We start from the raw sequence: 16805 nt of genomic DNA on the forward strand, positions 1-16805 counted from the left end.
ACTGTGAACCTGTTCCAACGGCTGATCGGCCTGTGGTGGTCGCTGTGGGCCGCGGCCCGGGGCCTGGACGTGAGCCGCACGGCCCCGCTGCCGGCGCCGGCCATGCCCGCCGTGTCCGGGGCCGGTTTGATCGCCCTGGCCGCGGCCCGGGGCACCGCGGACGGGCGGTCGGCGATGGTCGACCCGTGGTCGTTCGGCGGGGCCGGCGACACCGAGTCCGAGGACTACGACCTGGACTACGTCCGGGGCTTGCGCCACCAGCGCGAGGCCGCGCTGCTGTCGCTGCGCACCGCGCAGCGCCTCACCGACGACCGGGTGTCCGTGGCCCGCCGCCGCCGCGACGAGGCCCGCGAGCGCATGGCGGTGGCCCAGGACCGGATGTCCGGCCTGGCAGCCGACGAGGAGGAGGCCAGGCTGCGCGGCCTGGTCGACTCCGAGGACGACGTCACGGCGCCGGCTGAGACCCCGATCGGCACCACGCTCGGCAACTCGGTCGGCAACCCGCTCGACACCCCGCTCGACACCCCCGACGACCCCCTGGTGCCGGCCGCCCAGACTCCGTGGGAAGGCGAGTCCTCGCCGCTGCCGTTCGTATGGCGGCTGCTCATCCTGATCGGTCTGGCCGTCGTCCAGGCCGGGGTCGAGTTCTCCCTGTTCCAGCGGTTCACCGGTACGGACCCGGCCGGATCGGGCACCGCGCGCTGGCTGGCCGCGGCGACGTCCGGGATCGTGGTGTTCGGCCCCTTCGTCGCCGGGACCGTGCTGCGGACCCGCGCGGCCACCGGTACCGACCGCCGCATCGGCTACGCCATCTTGGCGCTGGTGCTGTCCTGGCTCACCGTGGTCACCGCGTCGGGGTTCATCAGGGCCCGGATCTTCCAGGCGGGCCAAGCCGGACCGGACACCGCGCACATCACCTTCGCCACCGTCGTGGTCATGTTCATCGGGCTGTCGTTCGTGGTCGGCGCCATGGCCTTCATGATCGGCCTGGCCAGGCGCCACCCGTATCAGGAGGCTTATCTGCGGCAGCGGGCCCGGCGCGACCGCTTCGAGACCGTGATGCGGATCATCGCCGGTCGCATCAACCCGGGCTATCTGGACCCGGAGAACGGAGCCCCGGCCACCGCCGACCAGGAGCGCGCGATCACCGAGGCCTACGCGGCCGCGGAGAACGCCTACTACGCGGCATTGGCGCAGGCCCAGGGCGATCCGGCGTTCACCGAGGCGGTCCAGCACCGGCGCGGCATCAGGACGACGGCGTGAACGCGCCGGCGCTCCGGATCAGCCGGAGCCACTACCCGGTCACCGCGCTCGGTCCCGGCGTCCGCCTCGGGGTCTGGGTGCAGGGGTGCCCGCTGGCCTGCAAAGGCTGCATGTCGCGCGACACGTGGGACGCGGCCGGCGGCGTGCGGATCACCGTCGACGAGCTGGTCGACCAGTGGAAAGCGGCGCTGGCCGACGGGGCCACCGGGCTGACCGTCAGCGGCGGTGAACCGCTCGCGCAGCCCGGACCGCTCGCGGAATTCCTGCGGCGCGCCGCCGAGGTCCGAGCGGGCCACGGGTACGCCGATGCGGGGTACGGCGAACCCGACGTCCTGCTCTACACCGGATACGAACTCGACGAACTCGACCGGGACCAACTCGCCGCGACACAGTACGCGGACGCCCTGATCACCGGCCGCTACCAGGCCGGCCGGCCGACCGATCTGATCTGGCGCGGCTCGGCGAACCAGCGGCTGCAGCCGCTGACCGAGCTGGGCCGCCGGCGTTACGAGTCCTGCGTGGACAAGCGCGTGGCGTCGCCGGCGCTGCAACTGCGCGTGGACACATCAGGGGTCTGGATCATCGGTGTGCCCCGGCCCGGCACGCTGAGCCGCATCGATCGCGCCCTGCGCCGGGCCGGCGTGGTGGTCGACGACGTCACCTGGCGGCCTTCCCACAATCCGGACGGTGCCCGGAGTGAGGACGGCACGCCGCCATGTCCGATCGACTGACCCGCTTCGAAGGCTTCGGCGACGCCGCCCGGGCCCGGATGACCGATGCGCTCACCCGTGAACTGACCCTGCTGTGGTCCGGTGCGGCCGCCGCGGGGCTCGAGCCGGAGCGGCTGGCCGCGGTGGTGGACACGTGGCGGGCCCGGCTGAATTCGGCTCGTGCGGTGCCAGAGGCGCACAGCGGACCTCGAAAACCCGGGCCCGCTGCCCCGGTTCGAGCTCGGCGTGCCGCACTCGCCAAGGCCGCCGCGGCGGCCGCGTCCTTCGTCGGCCGGACCGCCGAACTCGGACGGCTCCTGGAGCTGCTGGAGCACGTCGGTTCGGGCCGGACGGCCAGCGCCGTGATCACCGGGGAGGCCGGCGTCGGCAAGAGCCGGCTGCTCACCGAGTTCGCCGAACGAGCCCGCCGCGGCTTCGGCGTCCACGTACTCCGGGGATCGTGCGCCGAGTTCGGCGAGGGAGCCATGCCCTTCGCGCCGCTGAGCGAGTCGCTGCGCACGCTGCTGGGGGAGAGGGGTCCGCGGTCGGCGCGGCAGGCGGCCGGCCAGGCTTGGGACGATCTGGCCGCGCTGTTCTGGGACACCTCCGATACACCGGCCGCAGGACCGGACGTCGGCGTGCCGGGACAGGCGCGGGTATTCGGCGCGGTGCGGCGGATGCTGGAACAGCTCGGCGCCACCGCTCCGGTGCTGCTGATCATCGAGGATCTGCAATGGGCAGACCAGTCGACGCTGGACTTGGTGTCCTATCTGACGCGCACCATGGTTGGCGAACGGACGCTCCTCACGTACAGCCACCGCTCGGCGGCGCCGCCGGGTCACGGACTGCGGACGCTTTTGTCAGAGCCCGGATTCCGGCGCCAGGTGACCGACGTGGAGCTGTCTCCGTTCACCGAGAGCGAGTTGTCCGCGTTCCTTGGAGGACCCGCGCTGATGGACCTGGATGCCGTACGGCGCTGTCGCGAGGCGTCGCAGGGCAATGCCTTATTCGCCGAGCAACTCGTGGCTTCCACGATGCTCGCCGATCCGCGCGTCCGAGTCTTGCCACGGACCCTCGATGAGCTGATGGCGGCTCGAACCGCACAGCTCAGTGAAGCGGCGCGGCGCGTCCTGCGCGTCGTAGCAGTGGCCCACCGAGTCGACGATCGTGTGCTGAAAGCGGTGAGCGGGCTCGATGACGGCGTCCTGGACGAAGCGCTGGGGGAGTGCCATAGCCAAGGCATGATCGTCCTCGACTCCATCGACGGCCGCTACACCATTCCCTATACAACGCTCAGCTCGGCCGTCTACACCGGGATGGAGCCGCAGGAACGGTCGCAGCTCCACGACGAAATCGCTCAGGCGCTGGCGGCCAACACGCTCGGTCCAACCCAGGACTGCGACGCCGCAGTCGAGCTCGCCCACCACTGGCACCGCGCGCGCCGCCATCCCGAAGCGCTCGCAGCGGCGGTGCGGGCCGGTGAGTCGGCCATGCGGATCCGTGGATTCCACGAGGCCGAGAGTCACTATCAACGAGTACTGACTTTGTGGGACCGGGTGGCCGATCCCGAAGCCGCAGCGCGCTGTTCCCGTGAGCGGATCCTCCTCGCCCGCGCGGACGCGGCTCGGTGGGCCGGGCATCCCGGACAGGCCGCGGAACACGTCCGAGAGGCCGTCAATGCCGCGGGCCCGCATGCGGATCCCCGCCAATTGGGGGAGCTGTATGAACGGCTCGGCAGCTACCAGCGGGAGGCGCAGGCCATGCCCGCGGACGGCCACGCCTACGCCGAGGCAGTACGACTGCTGGCCCAGGCCGCGCCGCGCGAGGCGGTGTACGCCCGAGCCCTGTCCGGGCTGGCGCTGTCCGAAGTGCGGGCCGGCTCGCACCTCACCGCGCTCAACCGGGCCCGGGAAGCGGTGGCGCTCGCCTACGACTGCGGCGACGCCGGTGCCGAGAACCACGCGCTCAACGCTGCCGGCGTGGCGCTGGCCGTGTGCGGCAGGCCCACGGAGAGCGGACCGGTGCTGCGCCATGCCCTGGACGTCGCCGACCGTGCCGACCGTCTGGAAGACGTGCTGCGCACGTACCGCAACCTGGCCCTGACGCTGGAATTCGCCGGTGACACAGCCGGATCGGCCGACCAGGCCCGCGCGGGCCTGCGCCGCGCCCGGGCGCTGGGCCTGGCTGACACCCGGCAGGGAGCGGCGTTGGCCGGCCGGGCCGGTGCCTCGCTGATGCTGCTCGGCCAGTGGGACGAGGCCGCGGAACTGCTGCGCGAGGAGCTCGCGGGGCACACCCGCGCGGAGCACGGTGCTCACTTGCGGCTGATCCTGGCCGGTATCGCAGTGGAACGCGGCCGGTTCTCGGACGCCGAGCGCTTGATCGAGGAGTTGCGCGGACGGCGGATCGCCGACTCGTGGTTCACCGCCGCGGTGCACTTCTGCGAATCAGAGCTCTGGTGTTGGCGCGGTCGACCCGTCCTGGCGTACGGCGCGGCTCACCGCGGCCTCGGCGCCACGGACGACATCCTGATGCGCATGCGGCTGTGTGCCGTCGGATTGCGGGCCGCAGCCGACCACCGCGCGCGGCCGGCGGAAGCCGCGGCGCCGTCCGGCGGGGAGCTGATCGCCGTCGCGGTCGAAGAAGCCGCCCACCGGCCCGACATGGCGGTGGTCCAGGTTCTGCGCCGCCAGTGTGTCGCCGAACATCACAGGGCCGCCGGCACCGACACGGCGGAGCGGTGGGCGACCGTCGCCACCGGCTGGGACGCCATGGAGCGGCCGTACCCGGCGGCTTACGCGCGCTGGCGACAGGCCGCCGCCGGATCGCGCGCCGCCGACCGTGCGGGATCGCAGGACCCTGGGGCTGCGGCCCCCGCGCTCCAGGCCGTCCAGACCGCGTCCCGGCTCGGCGCCGAACCGCTGCGGGCCGAGGTGGCGCGGCTGATCGAGCGACTGGGACTGGGCGTCGCCTGATGCACGATCCCCTCGCGTCGGCGGGCGACTGAGAAGAACGGGGAGGGTCCCGAGCCGGGCCACCGGCTCGGGACTCGGGACCCTGTTCGTCCGTCAGAGATCATGCGGGTGCCGAAGCCGTTCTTCGACGGCGGGTAATGGATCTGTGTACTCGGCCCGTGGACCTGTGTACTCGGCCCGTCGCCGGCCGCAAAGCACGTACACAGTCTTTAGTGACTTTGCTCTTACCGCTAGCCCGGATAGTTCGCGGCTCAATATCGTGAAATGACTTCGGAATCACGAATCCGAGTCCCGGCTTCCGGACCCCCCTTGTTGGTCTCACGCGCACCGCCGCAGGTACGGCGCGCGATTTCGGCATCCCCTGAAACGGCCTCCGGAAGCGGCAGAAGGAGAATGGAGAAGCCGCATGGCCGACGAGAGCCCGGAACCGGAAAAGGTCGAACTGGAAATCCACGAGGCAGCCCGGGAAGGCGCGCTGTCGGCCTATCTGGCGGAACACCCGGCCACCGCCAGCCCGGTCCTGTACCGGATCGTCGCGGATGTCGTCTACGAGCGCCTGACCCGCCGCCTGGAGCGCGGCCGCGGACACCACCGGTGTGCCGTGGCCCCGGAGCTGCTCCTGCCCGAGTGCCATGACGGCTTCCAGGACGACGTCGAAGCCGTCCTGGCCGACCTGGTCAAGCACGCCGACCGGCGGATCGGCAACCTCGGCGGCTGGATGGCCGCCCGGCTCAACGCCGTCACCGTCGACGCCAACCGTCGGCGCCGCGGTGAACGGGGCGCGCTGCAACGGCCCCGGCTGCCCGCCTGGTTGGGCACCGCCCTCGGCCCCGACCCGTGGCTGCGCGCCCTGGCACTGGACATCCTGATGTGGGTCGGCGTGCCCACCGCGGTGGCGGGCGGGCTCTGGCCCCTGGGCACGTGGGCCGACCGGCGCGCGGCGGCCACCGGCGACTCCGGCGTCACCGAACGACAGGTCGCGACCGACGTCGAGCTGGTGCTGTCGGCGATGAGGACGAACCCGGACTGGTACGAGCAGTACGTCGAGCGTCCGCTCGGCCGCAAGCAGGCGCCGCCGGCCTGCGCGCCGCGTGCCGATCGAGAGGGCGTATACGAGCCCGGCTATGTGTCCTGTGCCGGACCGGACGAGTCGGTCGAGGCGAATCTGCGCGCACTGGCCTCGGAAGTGATCGACGCGGTCGAGGCCCGGATGCTGGCCGGCGACGACCCGCGCACGGCCGTGGTCGAGGTCCTCGGCCTCGTCTTCGGTGTGGGCACCGGATCTGAGGACCTTGGCTGTGCTCCGGGCTGCGCCCCGGACACCGACGAGCGGGTGGCCCGCCTCTTGGCCGATCCCGAAGCCCTGGACCGGGTGGTCGAGGTGCTCATAGGACCGGTCCTGGAAGCGATGGCGCAGGATGGGGGCGGTCGCGACGCCCCCGAAGGGTAGCCCCGCGGCTGTCCGTCAGCGACTGGCTGGGAGGAACTTCATGACGACCACCACCCAGCTCGACCGGCCAGCCTATCGCCGCCGGAGCGCCGTGAGGCCGATTGTTCAGCATCTCCATGTACATACACCAGAATCAGCCATTGAGTACCGGCGCGGTGCGGGAGCGCGCCACAATGGCGCCATGACCACGGCCGAACGATTCGTCGGACGCGACCATGAACTGCAGCGACTGAAGGTCCTGCTCGACCAGGCGGCAGGCGGCCGGGCAGCCACAGTGGTGCTGGGCGGCGAGGCCGGTGTGGGGAAGAGCCGGCTGGTGGCCCAGTTCATGGCACGGGCGGAGAAGGACCACCAGGCCCATGTCCTGCGTGGTGCGTGCATCGAGCTCGGCGGGGGACTCATCCCCTACGCGCCGTTGGTCGAGTCGTTACGTCTGCTGGTGCGCGACCGCGGCGAGAAGCAGATCAGGGCGGAGGTCACGGACTCCGCGTGGGACGATCTGGCCCACCTGGTCTCCGATTTCACCGGTACGGCGGCCGCCGCCGTGCCCGGCGCCGTGCCGTCCGGCTCCGGGCAGCTGCGGGTCTTCGGCGCCGTGCTCCGGATGCTCGAACACCTCGGCCGCAGCGCGCCGGTGGTGCTCGTCTTCGAGGACATGCACTGGGCCGACCAGTCCACGCTGGATCTCGTCTCGTTCCTGGCCCGGAGGCTGTCCAGCGAGCGGGCGCTGCTGGTGTGCAGCCATCGTGCGGAACTCCTTCCGGGGCACGCCCTCCGGGTGCTGTTGGCAGAGCCCGAATTCCATCGGCACGTCCATCCGGTGGCGCTGCGCACCTTCAGCGAGGACGAACTCGCGGACTTCATCGGCGAGCTCCTGCCCGACACCTCCGCGCCGCCCGACCGGGACCTGGCGCGGCGCTGCCACGAGCTGTCCGGAGGCAACGCCTACTTCGCCGAACAACTGGTGCTCTCCGGCACCCTGACCGGCCCGCAGGCCAGCAGGGTCCCGGAGTCCATCAACGAACTGATGCTGACACGCATCGCGACGCTGAGCGAGCCGGCCCGTCGGGTCATGCAGGTCGCGGCGGCCGCCGCCCGCCGGCTGGACGACCGCCTCCTGGAGGCCGTGTGCGGGCTCCCCGACGATATTCTCGACAACGCCCTGCGGGACTGCCGCGACCAGGGCATGCTCGTGCTGGACCCGATCGACCAGGAGGCTTACACCGTCCAGCACGCGCTGCTCAGCGAGGCGGTCTACCAGCAGATGGGCATCGGCGAGCGCAGGCGTCTGCACACCAGGATGGCCGAGGCGATGACCGCGGACGGCCGGCTGGGCCTGGCGCACGACGGGGGAGCCGCGGTCGAGCTGGCCCATCACTGGTTCCGCGCCGACCGCCGCGCCGAGGCCCTGGCCACGGCGGTTCGCGCGGGCGAGGCGACCATGCGGGGGCGGGCGTTCCACGAAGCCGAGAGCCAGTTCGGCCGGGTCCTGGACGTCTTGTGGGGCCAGGTGACGGATGCGGAGCAGTCGGCCGGCCACTCCCGCGAAGGCCTTCTGTCCGCCTCGGCGGAGGCTTCCCGGTGGGCGGGGCACCTGTCCCGGGCTGTCACCCGGGTCCAGGAGGCCATCGACGCCGTCGTGCTCCAGGGCGATTCGCGCCGGCTCGGAGAGCTGTACGAGCGGCTCGGCAGCTACCACTGGGAGACCGGCGCGACGGTCGAGAGCCAGGCGGCTTATACCGAGGCCGTGCGGCTTCTGGAGGAGGCCGCGCCTCGCGGTGCGGCGCACGCCCGAGCGTTGGTCGGACTCGCCATGGCCGAGATCCGCGCCGGCTCGTACCATGCCGCGCTGGGACGGGCCGGACGAGCGGTCGAGCTGGCCGAGAGCATCGGCGACGTGGGTGCCGAAGGCCGGGCGCTGAACGCCGCGGGCCTCGCGCTGGCGTTGCTCGGCCGGGCCGAGGAGGGCGAGCCGCGGCTGCGTCGGGCGGTGACGCTCGCCGACCAGGCCGACCATGTGGAGGATCTCCTGCGTGCGTACGGCAATCTCGCCGTGGCGCTGGAGCTGGCCGGAGACCTGGCCGGCTCGGTCGAGGAGGCGCTCACCGGCTTGCAGCGCGCTCAGGCGTTCGGGCTGACGGACGACCGGCTGGCCCTGGTGCTGGCCAACAACGCCGGTGTCTCGCTGATGGCGCTGGGCCGGTGGGACGAAGTCGCCGAGCTCCTGGGGCGGGTGATGGCAAGCCGGCCGCGGGTCGAGCAGAGCGCCTATCTGCGGCTCACCCTGGCCGAGTTCAGCGTGGCCCGCGGTCTGGACGCCGACGCCGAGCGGCTGATGGGTGAGGTGGGCGACCAGCGGATCGCCGATCCGCGATTTGTCGCCGCCTTGTACGCGTGCGAAGCCGACCTGCACTGCTGGCGGCAGGTGCCGGCCCGGGCCCTGGACGCGGTCCACCGGGGCCTGGCCGCGGTCGCGGACACCGAGAACGTCCTGGTGCGCCTGCGCCTGTACTCCATCGGCCTGCGAGCCGCGGCGGACCGTGCCGCGCTGACATCCGACGGCGGGGCCATGGGTGTGGATCTGATCAAGGCCGCGCGAAGACAGGCCGCCGCCGGGGCCGAGATCGACGAGATCCCGATCCTGCTCCAGCTGTGCCAGGCCGAGTATTGCCGGGCACTGGGCAAGGACTCGGGCCCGCGGTGGGCCGATGTCGCGAAGGCCTGGGCACAGATGGGCCGCCCGTATCAGGCTGCTTACGCGTACTGGAGGGAAGCCGCCGCCAGGTTGGCCGCCGGGGACCGGGTGGCCGCGACCGAGGCGGCGACGGCGGCTGCCGAGACGGCCGCGAGGTTGGGCGCGAAGCCGTTGTTGTCCGCTGTGGAGGACTTGGCGCTCGGCCCGGTCCGCGAGCCTGATCCGCCGTCCGCGACGCCGGTGCCGGTGGCGGTGGCGGTGCCACAGGATCCGGGCCTGACAAAACGGCAGCTGGAGATCCTCAGGATGCTGGTATCGGGCGGCGACACCAACCGCAAGATCGCCAGGAAGCTGGGCATCCAGGAGGCGACGGTCGCCACGCACGTCCACCGGATCTTCTTGAATCTCGGAGTTCAGAGCCGAGCCGCGGCCGTCTCCAAGGCCTTCGCCCTGGGCCTGTTCCCGGACCTCACGGGCTCGGCGCCGACCGGCGACTGACGCCGCTTGTTTCCCGCGCAGTGAATGGAGACACCATGTCTGGAAGAGCGCTGTTGATAGGCGGCGCCGTCGAGAGCCTCACCGGGGTCGAGAACGACGTCGCGGCGATGGCGGAGGCGCTGTCCGCGCGGGGTCTGACCGTCGAACCCCCGCTCACCGGGAAGGACGCGACCCGGGCCGCGATCCTCGAAGCTTACGAGCGGCTGATCGCCTCAGTCGCACCGGGGGAAGCGGCGGTGGTCTACTACAGCGGCCACGGCGGCCGAGCCCTGCCGCCGGCTGCCGGGTCCGGGTCCAGATCTGGGTCCGGGCCCGAACCGATGGACCTTCAGTTCATCGTCCCCTACGACTTCGACGAGTCCGGGCCGGACGACTTCCGCGGCATCACATCGGTGGAGCTCTCCGTGTTGCTGGCCCGCCTGACGGCGCGGACGGACAACGCGGTGGCGATATTCGACTGCTGTCATTCCGGGCGGATCTCCCGGGACGACCGGCTCAGGGTGAAGGCCACCTCCCGCACGACCACCTACGGGGACCTGAGCACCCACATCGAGAAGATGCGGGAACAAGGGCTGCGCACCGACTTGGTGCGGGCCACCGGCAATCCCGACGCCGTGCGGATCGTGGCCTGCGCGCCCGAACAACTGTCCTACGAGTACCCCGGCATGGGCGGCAAGCAGATCGGCATCATGACCGAAGCCCTCACCCTGGCGCTGAAGGCGGCGGGGACCGAGCGCGTCAGCTGGGCGACGCTGCTGGACGCCGTGCGGCTCCGGGTCTCCTCGCTGGTGTCGGGCCAGCGCCCCGAGGCTGAGGGCCCTTCCCGCCGGCTGCTGTTCGAGACCGAGGAGGACGACCGTCTCGACTCGCTTCCGGTCACCGTCGTCGGCGACGGACGCGTTCGGCTCGATTGCGCGCCGCTGCTCGGGGTCCGCCAGGGTGACACCTTCACCGTCCTGTCGCCGGCCCAGGACACGATCGGCGACCTGACGGTGGACCGGGTCGGACCGTTCTCCGCACAGGGCGAGGTGGCCTTCGCCGCCGGAACCACCGAGGTGCCGATCGGCGCGCGGGCGCGCCGGATCACCGCGGCGGCGCCGAAGCTCGTGGTCTCGGTACCTCCGGACATTTCGCATGACGCGGAGCTGGTCCGGGCGCTGGCCGCTTCGCCACTGCTCCGAACGGCCGCCGGCGACGAACCATGGGCCGCGCGGTTGCGGATCGATGATGACGGTGCCGTGACGGTCGCCGACCGCGTCGGCGCGCTGCATGAGCCACGGCCCAGCGGCGAGGCCGGCCTGGCCAAGGCGGTCCGCGACCTGGAGAGGCTGGCCCGGGCCGAGGCGCTGCGCGGCCTGGACGCCGACACCCGCTGGTCGCTCAATGCCTCGGTGACGTGTGAATGGGGGCTGGTGCAGGGTGGCGAGCGCCGACCCCTGCGGGCTTCCGGCGCGCTGGTCGAGGCAGGCCAACCGGTCTATATCAGTGTCCGTAATGATGGCGAGACCCCCGTGTACGTCACGCTCGTGGACATCGGCATCGCCGGAAAAATCTTTGTCATGACCGAGTTCGCGCCGTCCGGCGTCCGTCTGGCCCGTGGCGAACAACATGAGTACGGCTTCGACGACATCACCGGTGTCCTGGCAGGCGTACCCCTGGACTGGCCGGACGGCCTGGACCCGGTGCACACCCGCGTGGAGACCGTGCTGATCTTCCTGACGTCCGAACCTCAGGATTTCAGCACGTTGTCCCAGCCGGGGATCGCCCGTTCCGCCGCCCAATCCGCCGCCGCCCAGGCCTCGCCGCTGTCGGTCGTGCTGGACCAGATCGCCACGGGCCGCACCCGGGACCTGCGCGGGGTGGCGAGCTCGGCCGTCCGCTACGACGTGCGGAAGGTGGAGTTCGAGCTGGAGCCCGCGGCCGGGACCGGCGGGTTCCTGATCGAGGAGATGCCGGGTTCGCAGCCGGCCGGACCGACGGCCCGCGTGCATACCTGGGACGGCGCGGAGACTCCGGACGGCGCGGAGAACCCGAGCGGCGCGAGCGGCCCGAGCACCACCGCGGTCCCGAGCGCCGTGGCGGTCCGGCTGGACGAGCTGGTGATCCACCGCAACCGGGCCAGGTTCGGCGGCGCGGACGTCCGGATCGACGCGATCGTGCTGACCGGTGAGCCGCACTCGCCCCGGCCGGCGTTCCAGGCGCGGACCGAGCGGTTCTCCCGCATCCGCGACGGAGAGCCGCTTCCGTTGGACCGGATGCTGGTCTACCACGGCTCGGCGGCGGAGTACCTGGACATCGCGTTGTGGGTGTCCCGGGACCGGCCCGACGCCGTGGACCTCGGCGAACTGCTCAGCGACGAGGTCGCCGCGTTCGAGATGCAGGAGGCCCTGGCGAAGATGGGCGGGGCGATGACCGGCCTGCCCTACGCCGCCGCCGCGGCGGCCATGGTGGGCGTCGGCGCCGTGGTCGTCAACGTCGCCTATCGGCTGCTGCGCGGCACGGTGAGCGACGTCATCGGCCTGTACCGGGGCTCGATGCTCGCCGCCGAGGGGTTCGGCGTCGGGCGCCATCCCGGTCAGGGAGTGCGCCGGGTCCAGGACTTCTCCTTCGCCTACAGCATCGACGACGTGTCCTGAACCGGCTGTCCGTCAGTTGGCGGGCAGACGGGGAATCGTGATTCGCCCAACGGAAGGAAGCAGAAGATGACCGGCCTGCACAGCACCGACAAGCAGATCATCGTGGACGGTGCGGAGTGGATCCTGCCCCCGGACGCGGACGCGGCCAAGATCTTCGACCAGATCGAGACCGCGCTCGAGAAGGGGACCATCGCGCGGATCGCGGTCCTGGACCAGAAGCGCCGCCGGGTCGAGATCATCGTCAACGGACGCACCCTCACCAGCGTGGTCCTGGACGCCTGCCTCGACCCGCGGCCGAGCGAGACCTCCGGCTGAGCACTCCAGCGCCGGTCCGGTCGCCCCGGGCGGGTGACCGGACCGCTGCGTGTGCTCCCCAGCCGACAGGAGATGTGTCATGTCGATCGACGCGGACAAGTACGAGGTCTACGCGGCCATCGCCGGCGCGGGGGACTTCTGCTCACCGCCGGATTCACCGGTGTCATCGGCTGGCGGCGGCCGGTGCCCGAGGGCCTCGCGGCCGTGGCCTCCTTCCTGCTGCACGCGGAACTCGCCGACTGCGGCCGCACACCGGCCGAAGCGGTCAGAGCGGTGCGCAGATGGCTTCGCGAGCCCGATCCCGCTGTGTTGCCGCCGCTGCTGGCCGCCCGGTTGCCGGCAGCGACCGCCTCGGCCGACGAGGATGGGAGTGCCCTGATCTACCGCGGACGGTGACACCGCCGCTTCGGATCCGGATGGGAGCCTAGGAGATCCACTCCTCCGGTACGTACAAGAGGTGTCCGCCGCGCAGATGGTCGATCACCGGCGCGAGGCGCGTCTTGACCGCTTCGTTGTCGATCCGGAAGTTCCCCGTCGCCTTCGGCAGGTTCAGGAGCACCAGATGCGGCTCGAAGTCGTCGGTGAAGTAGATCATCGCCCGGAACCACAGGGCCTTGTCGTCCTTCGTCGCCGAGTAGACCGGCAGTTCCGGCAGCAGCGGCGCCTCCCAGGACGGGCCGTAACGGCTCTTGAGTTCGTGCAGCACCCCTTCGGCCTCGGCGATGCTCGAGGCCTTGAAGCGCTTGTACTCGATCGGGTCGGTGATCAGCAGTACGAGCTTCGTCGGGTGGCTGCGCCGGAGCACCTCCACGTACTCCCACATGGTCCCGGGCCCCGGGCCGGTACCGAGGACGACCAGCCTGGCGCCGTCGATGAGGTTGCCGACGGTGCCCTGCCAGTTGTCGAGCGGGAGGTACATCCGCAGCGCGCCCGCGCCGCCGGCCACCTTCTCGCCGGGGCTGCCCACCGCGAGCAGCGGGCCGAACTCCGAGAAGAGCGCGGCCAGTCGTTCCTCGTGGCTGCGGTCCGATTGCAGGATCCAGGACACGGGGTTGTTGAAGAAGTTCTGGTCGCGCTTCCCGGGGATGTGTCCCGATGACTTGACGTCCTGGTAGAACGGCCTCAGATACAGCACATACGAGCCCGCGGAAAGACCCTGCGCCGAGGTCACGATGTTGGCCAGATAGCGGTTCGCCAGCATCGTGGGACGGGACGCGAGCCGCATGACCACGGCGCTCATGCAGCCGGTCACGAGAAAAACGGCGTCGATCACGTAACCGGGAAGCGCGTTGTGGTCGATCATCCGTCCGATACTGCCGCCCATCCGCATCGCCATGACCGAGACGAGGAGCACCACGGCCCCGCCGATGCGCATCGCCAACCCCAGGATCCGAAGAATCAGGCCTCGGACCCGGTACTGGTGCGGCCGGGAGACGCCGTCCCCATCCGGCACATCCGTGGCCCGTGACGGTCGGCTCGGCAGTCCGATGAGCCAGACGATCGCACAGCCGCAGCCGATGATCGCGACGTCTCCGAGCGCTGATACCGCTCGCAACAGGTCGCCGGGCAACAGCCGGACTCCGCCCAGCACCCACGTCGCCCCCAGCGTCAGCCCGATGACGCGGGCAACCCACCGGATCCTGCCTCGCAACCGCTGGGACCGGGGCAGCCGGACGCCATCCGGCGCGGTCACCGGGATGGCGAGTCCGAAGCGTCGCCTGGCCGCGTTCCTCGCGGCGGTCCCCGACCGGAACACCGAGGCGCCCAGCAGCGCGATCAACGCCTCGATGAGAAGGCCTTCGAAGAACGCGAGCCGACCGGGACCAGGAAGACAGACGGTGATGCCGAGCAAGAGCGCGCCGAGCAACACCACCAGGCAGCCCAGTACACGGAGCAACCAGCACAGTGCGTACAGCGCCGCGCCGCCGATCGCCGCCGTTCCGGACACGGCGCCGCCGCCCGGCCCGGCCTGGCCGCCGAACCTGCTCGGGCGCCTGGCGGCCTTGAGCATGAGGCCGCCGTACCAGCCGATGGGAACACTGCACATCCCGATGCCGACATTGACGAGCCACATGGAGCCACCGTCATCGGTGGTGAGCAACGACTCTTGGAACCCGAGGACGAACGCCGCCACGGCGAGAAGAAGCAGGCTGATACCTCCGATCCGCAGCGGCTTGCTGCGTACCGGGGGCTTGCTCGCCGTGGAAGGCCTTCCGAGGATCTTCGGCCTCTCCGACTTCGGCCTCCCCGACATCGACCGGAAGTAGGCGCCGTCGGCGAGCGTGCCGAGCCTGAGGATCCCGTAGCAGATCCCGGCCAGCGCGAGGTCCAGCAGCACGACCTCATAGAACGGCGGACCCGTGAACGGTCCGTCCAGTGTCGACGGGCGTTTGCCGATGAACATGGGGCCGAAGATCGCACCGAGGAGAGCCAGGCCGGCACTCGCGAGATAGCAGGACAGAGCGGCGATCGTGAACAGGCGCCTGCGGAGTCCGCGATTCCGCGATGCCCGACTGCTCAGTGTGGTTCCCATGCCCAGACAGCTCCCAACCCGTCCCGGGGCGGCGCGAAACGGCGCAGCACTCATCGATCGAGCTCGTGGTTTTGCTCTGTGTTCTTCAGCGTTCTTCGGCGTTCTTCGGCGTTCTCCCGCGCCGAGTACTGACGGACGAGGCGCGGTGGTGCGGCCGGCTGCTCAGCCCCGGCGTACACCCCGAGGCCAGATGACCGTGACGGGACGGCCCACGTCGTGGGCGTAGGAGACGATGTCCCCGCTGCCGCCCAGGCCCCTGGCGGGCTCGCCGTCCCAGACCGCCAGCAGCAGATCGCAGCGGTCGACGATGTGGCGGCCGGCCGCGTGGAACGCGGTCTCGCCGGGCTCGTCGAAGTCGAGCACGACGGTCTGCGCGGCGGCCGAGCTCAGTCGGCGGTATGAGGCCAGGTCCGCGGGGCCGAAGGTCTGCTCGTACCCGTGAGACGGGATCACCGTGTGCAGGACGCCTCCCGCCTCGAGCAGGAGCCGGGCGAAGAGCTGATCGGACCCGGCGGCCAGGCAGCTCACTCCCAGGAGATCCTGCCGCGGGTCCTGCCGCGGGTCCTGCCGGTGGTCCTGCCGGTGGTCCTGCCGGTGGTCCTGCTGGAGGTCCCGTTGGAGGTCCCGCTGTTCGGCGATCAGGCGCCGCAGCTCGTTCTCGGCGTACGCGAAGGCCACCGCCGGCATCACCTGATGGCCGGTCAGGCCTATCGTGGTCACAGGTATCCCCGATCGGACAGGTGCCAGTAGTGCTGTCCGAGCGCGGTCAACCGGCACCCCAGGCTCTCCATGGCCGCGAAGTACAGGTGCTGGTGTCCGACCGGCTCGACCAGCTTGCTCGCGCGGCACGCCTGCAACTGGGCGAAGACCGCCTCGTGGACCGGGTCGCGCGGCAGGGCGTCCGGTTCGTAGCTGGGATCGAGCGGGAGGACGTGGTCGGGTGTCGGGAACCACTGGACCAGCAATCGCAGGGTCTTGACGTCCACGGCGGACCGGCAGTGGCGCAGCGGGTGCAGGCGTTCGATGTTGGCCTTGAAGGTGGGCCGCTGATCCCAGGCGCCGAAGGACTCGGACAAGAACGCGTAGACGCTGGCCACGGTCACGTGCCCCAGCACATCGGCCGCACCCCCGTCGAGCGCGGCCTCCAGGAACACGGAGAACCGCCCGCGACCGCGGCTCTCCCACGAGACCTGGTCGCCGCGGCTCGCGGCGAGGATCGAGACGCCCGAGCGCAGCACCGCGGCGCCGCTGTCGAGCAGCGCCATGGTGCCGGCGCCCCCGGCGAAGCAGCAGTCCAGGATGACCACCACCTCTTTCACGGCCGAGGCCCCGATGCGCTCGAGCACCTCGCGGAACGCCACCCCCGACGTCGCCCCGGTCCCGTCGGTGGTCCCGAGCGCGACGTCTCCGTGTGCCTCCCGGCCGTGCCCGGCGAAGTAGAACAGCGCGAAGTCGGCACCCGGGCCGAGCAGCGCGTCCAGATCGGTGAGCAGCGCCTCGCGCAGCACGGTCCCGCGCACCGTCCGGCACTCGAAGTTCGGCGTGCCGTCCTCATGCCGGGCCAGCAGCGGCTCCAGCGCGCCCGCGTCGGCGGCGCAGCCGGACAGATCCCTGGCGTCGCCGTACTGGTCGACACCGACGAGCAGCGCTCGGCTCATGCCGTGCCCTCCCATTGCGAGCTGGCCCGCACCGAGGCCGCACGCGGGTCCCAGATCCCGCGGCCGACGATC

General features: G+C 71.3%; 11 protein-coding genes. 8 read left to right on the forward strand and 3 right to left on the reverse strand.

Annotated elements, in window-relative coordinates:
• Positions 1-3 precede the first annotated feature (3 nt).
• The 8 genes from ABIA35_RS31780 to ABIA35_RS31815 all read left to right on the forward strand — a co-directional run bounded on the left by ABIA35_RS31780 (position 4) and on the right by ABIA35_RS31815 (position 12938).
• Positions 4-1263 carry a hypothetical protein gene (locus ABIA35_RS31780; protein WP_370360341.1) on the forward strand — a complete coding sequence of 420 codons (1260 nt, stop codon included), beginning with the start codon at positions 4-6 and terminating at the stop codon, positions 1261-1263.
• On the forward strand, positions 1260-1994 hold the full coding sequence (locus tag ABIA35_RS31785) for a 4Fe-4S single cluster domain-containing protein (protein WP_370360342.1): 735 nt from the start codon (positions 1260-1262) through the stop codon (positions 1992-1994). Before ABIA35_RS31780 ends, ABIA35_RS31785 begins: the two co-directional genes overlap by 4 nt.
• A complete protein-coding gene (locus ABIA35_RS31790; protein ID WP_370360343.1) occupies positions 1979-4948 on the forward strand; it encodes an AAA family ATPase in 2970 nt (989 codons plus the stop codon). Before ABIA35_RS31785 ends, ABIA35_RS31790 begins: the two co-directional genes overlap by 16 nt.
• Before the next feature lie 406 nt (positions 4949-5354).
• Entirely contained in the window at positions 5355-6398 is a 1044-nt protein-coding gene (locus ABIA35_RS31795; protein WP_370360344.1) for a hypothetical protein, read from the forward strand.
• A 181-nt stretch (positions 6399-6579) separates the two neighbouring features.
• A complete protein-coding gene (locus tag ABIA35_RS31800; protein ID WP_370360345.1) occupies positions 6580-9591 on the forward strand; it encodes an AAA family ATPase in 3012 nt (1003 codons plus the stop codon).
• A 35-nt stretch (positions 9592-9626) separates the two neighbouring features.
• A complete protein-coding gene (locus ABIA35_RS31805; protein ID WP_370360346.1) occupies positions 9627-12227 on the forward strand; it encodes a caspase domain-containing protein in 2601 nt (866 codons plus the stop codon).
• A 66-nt stretch (positions 12228-12293) separates the two neighbouring features.
• Positions 12294-12542 carry a hypothetical protein gene (locus ABIA35_RS31810; RefSeq protein WP_370344345.1) on the forward strand — a complete coding sequence of 83 codons (249 nt, stop codon included), beginning with the start codon at positions 12294-12296 and terminating at the stop codon, positions 12540-12542.
• A 183-nt stretch (positions 12543-12725) separates the two neighbouring features.
• Positions 12726-12938 carry a hypothetical protein gene (locus ABIA35_RS31815; protein WP_370360347.1) on the forward strand — a complete coding sequence of 71 codons (213 nt, stop codon included), beginning with the start codon at positions 12726-12728 and terminating at the stop codon, positions 12936-12938.
• Between the two features lie 28 nt (positions 12939-12966).
• On the opposite strand, the gene ABIA35_RS31820 is transcribed toward ABIA35_RS31815, so the two are convergent.
• The 3 genes from ABIA35_RS31820 to ABIA35_RS31830 form a co-directional block, all read right to left on the reverse strand.
• Positions 12967-14946 (reverse strand): hypothetical protein, encoded by a 1980-nt coding sequence (locus ABIA35_RS31820; RefSeq protein ID WP_370360348.1) that lies wholly within the window; start codon positions 14944-14946, stop codon positions 12967-12969.
• A 291-nt stretch (positions 14947-15237) separates the two neighbouring features.
• Positions 15238-15795 carry a hypothetical protein gene (locus tag ABIA35_RS31825; RefSeq protein WP_370360349.1) on the reverse strand — a complete coding sequence of 186 codons (558 nt, stop codon included), beginning with the start codon at positions 15793-15795 and terminating at the stop codon, positions 15238-15240.
• The gene (locus ABIA35_RS31830) at positions 15792-16733 is read right to left on the reverse strand and encodes a caspase domain-containing protein (RefSeq protein ID WP_370360350.1); all 942 of its coding nucleotides are present in this window, start codon (positions 16731-16733) and stop codon (positions 15792-15794) included. The genes ABIA35_RS31825 and ABIA35_RS31830 overlap by 4 nt, the downstream gene beginning before the upstream one ends.
• Positions 16734-16805: the final 72 nt, after the last annotated feature.

Source organism: Catenulispora sp. MAP12-49 (assembly GCF_041262705.1).
Lineage (GTDB): Bacteria > Actinomycetota > Actinomycetes > Streptomycetales > Catenulisporaceae > Catenulispora.

What these genes read in the sequence shown, in the direction of transcription:
- ABIA35_RS31790 (WP_370360343.1), top strand. Translation starts at nt 1,979, where the DNA reads ATGTCCGATCGACTGACCCGCTTCGAAGGCTTCGGCGACGCCGCCCGG.
- ABIA35_RS31795 (WP_370360344.1), top strand. Translation starts at nt 5,355, where the DNA reads ATGGCCGACGAGAGCCCGGAACCGGAAAAGGTCGAACTGGAAATCCAC.
- ABIA35_RS31800 (WP_370360345.1), top strand. Translation starts at nt 6,580, where the DNA reads ATGACCACGGCCGAACGATTCGTCGGACGCGACCATGAACTGCAGCGA.
- ABIA35_RS31805 (WP_370360346.1), top strand. Translation starts at nt 9,627, where the DNA reads ATGTCTGGAAGAGCGCTGTTGATAGGCGGCGCCGTCGAGAGCCTCACC.
- ABIA35_RS31810 (WP_370344345.1), top strand. Translation starts at nt 12,294, where the DNA reads ATGACCGGCCTGCACAGCACCGACAAGCAGATCATCGTGGACGGTGCG.
- ABIA35_RS31820 (WP_370360348.1), bottom strand. Translation starts at nt 14,946, where the DNA reads ATGTTCATCGGCAAACGCCCGTCGACACTGGACGGACCGTTCACGGGT.
- ABIA35_RS31830 (WP_370360350.1), bottom strand. Translation starts at nt 16,733, where the DNA reads ATGAGCCGAGCGCTGCTCGTCGGTGTCGACCAGTACGGCGACGCCAGG.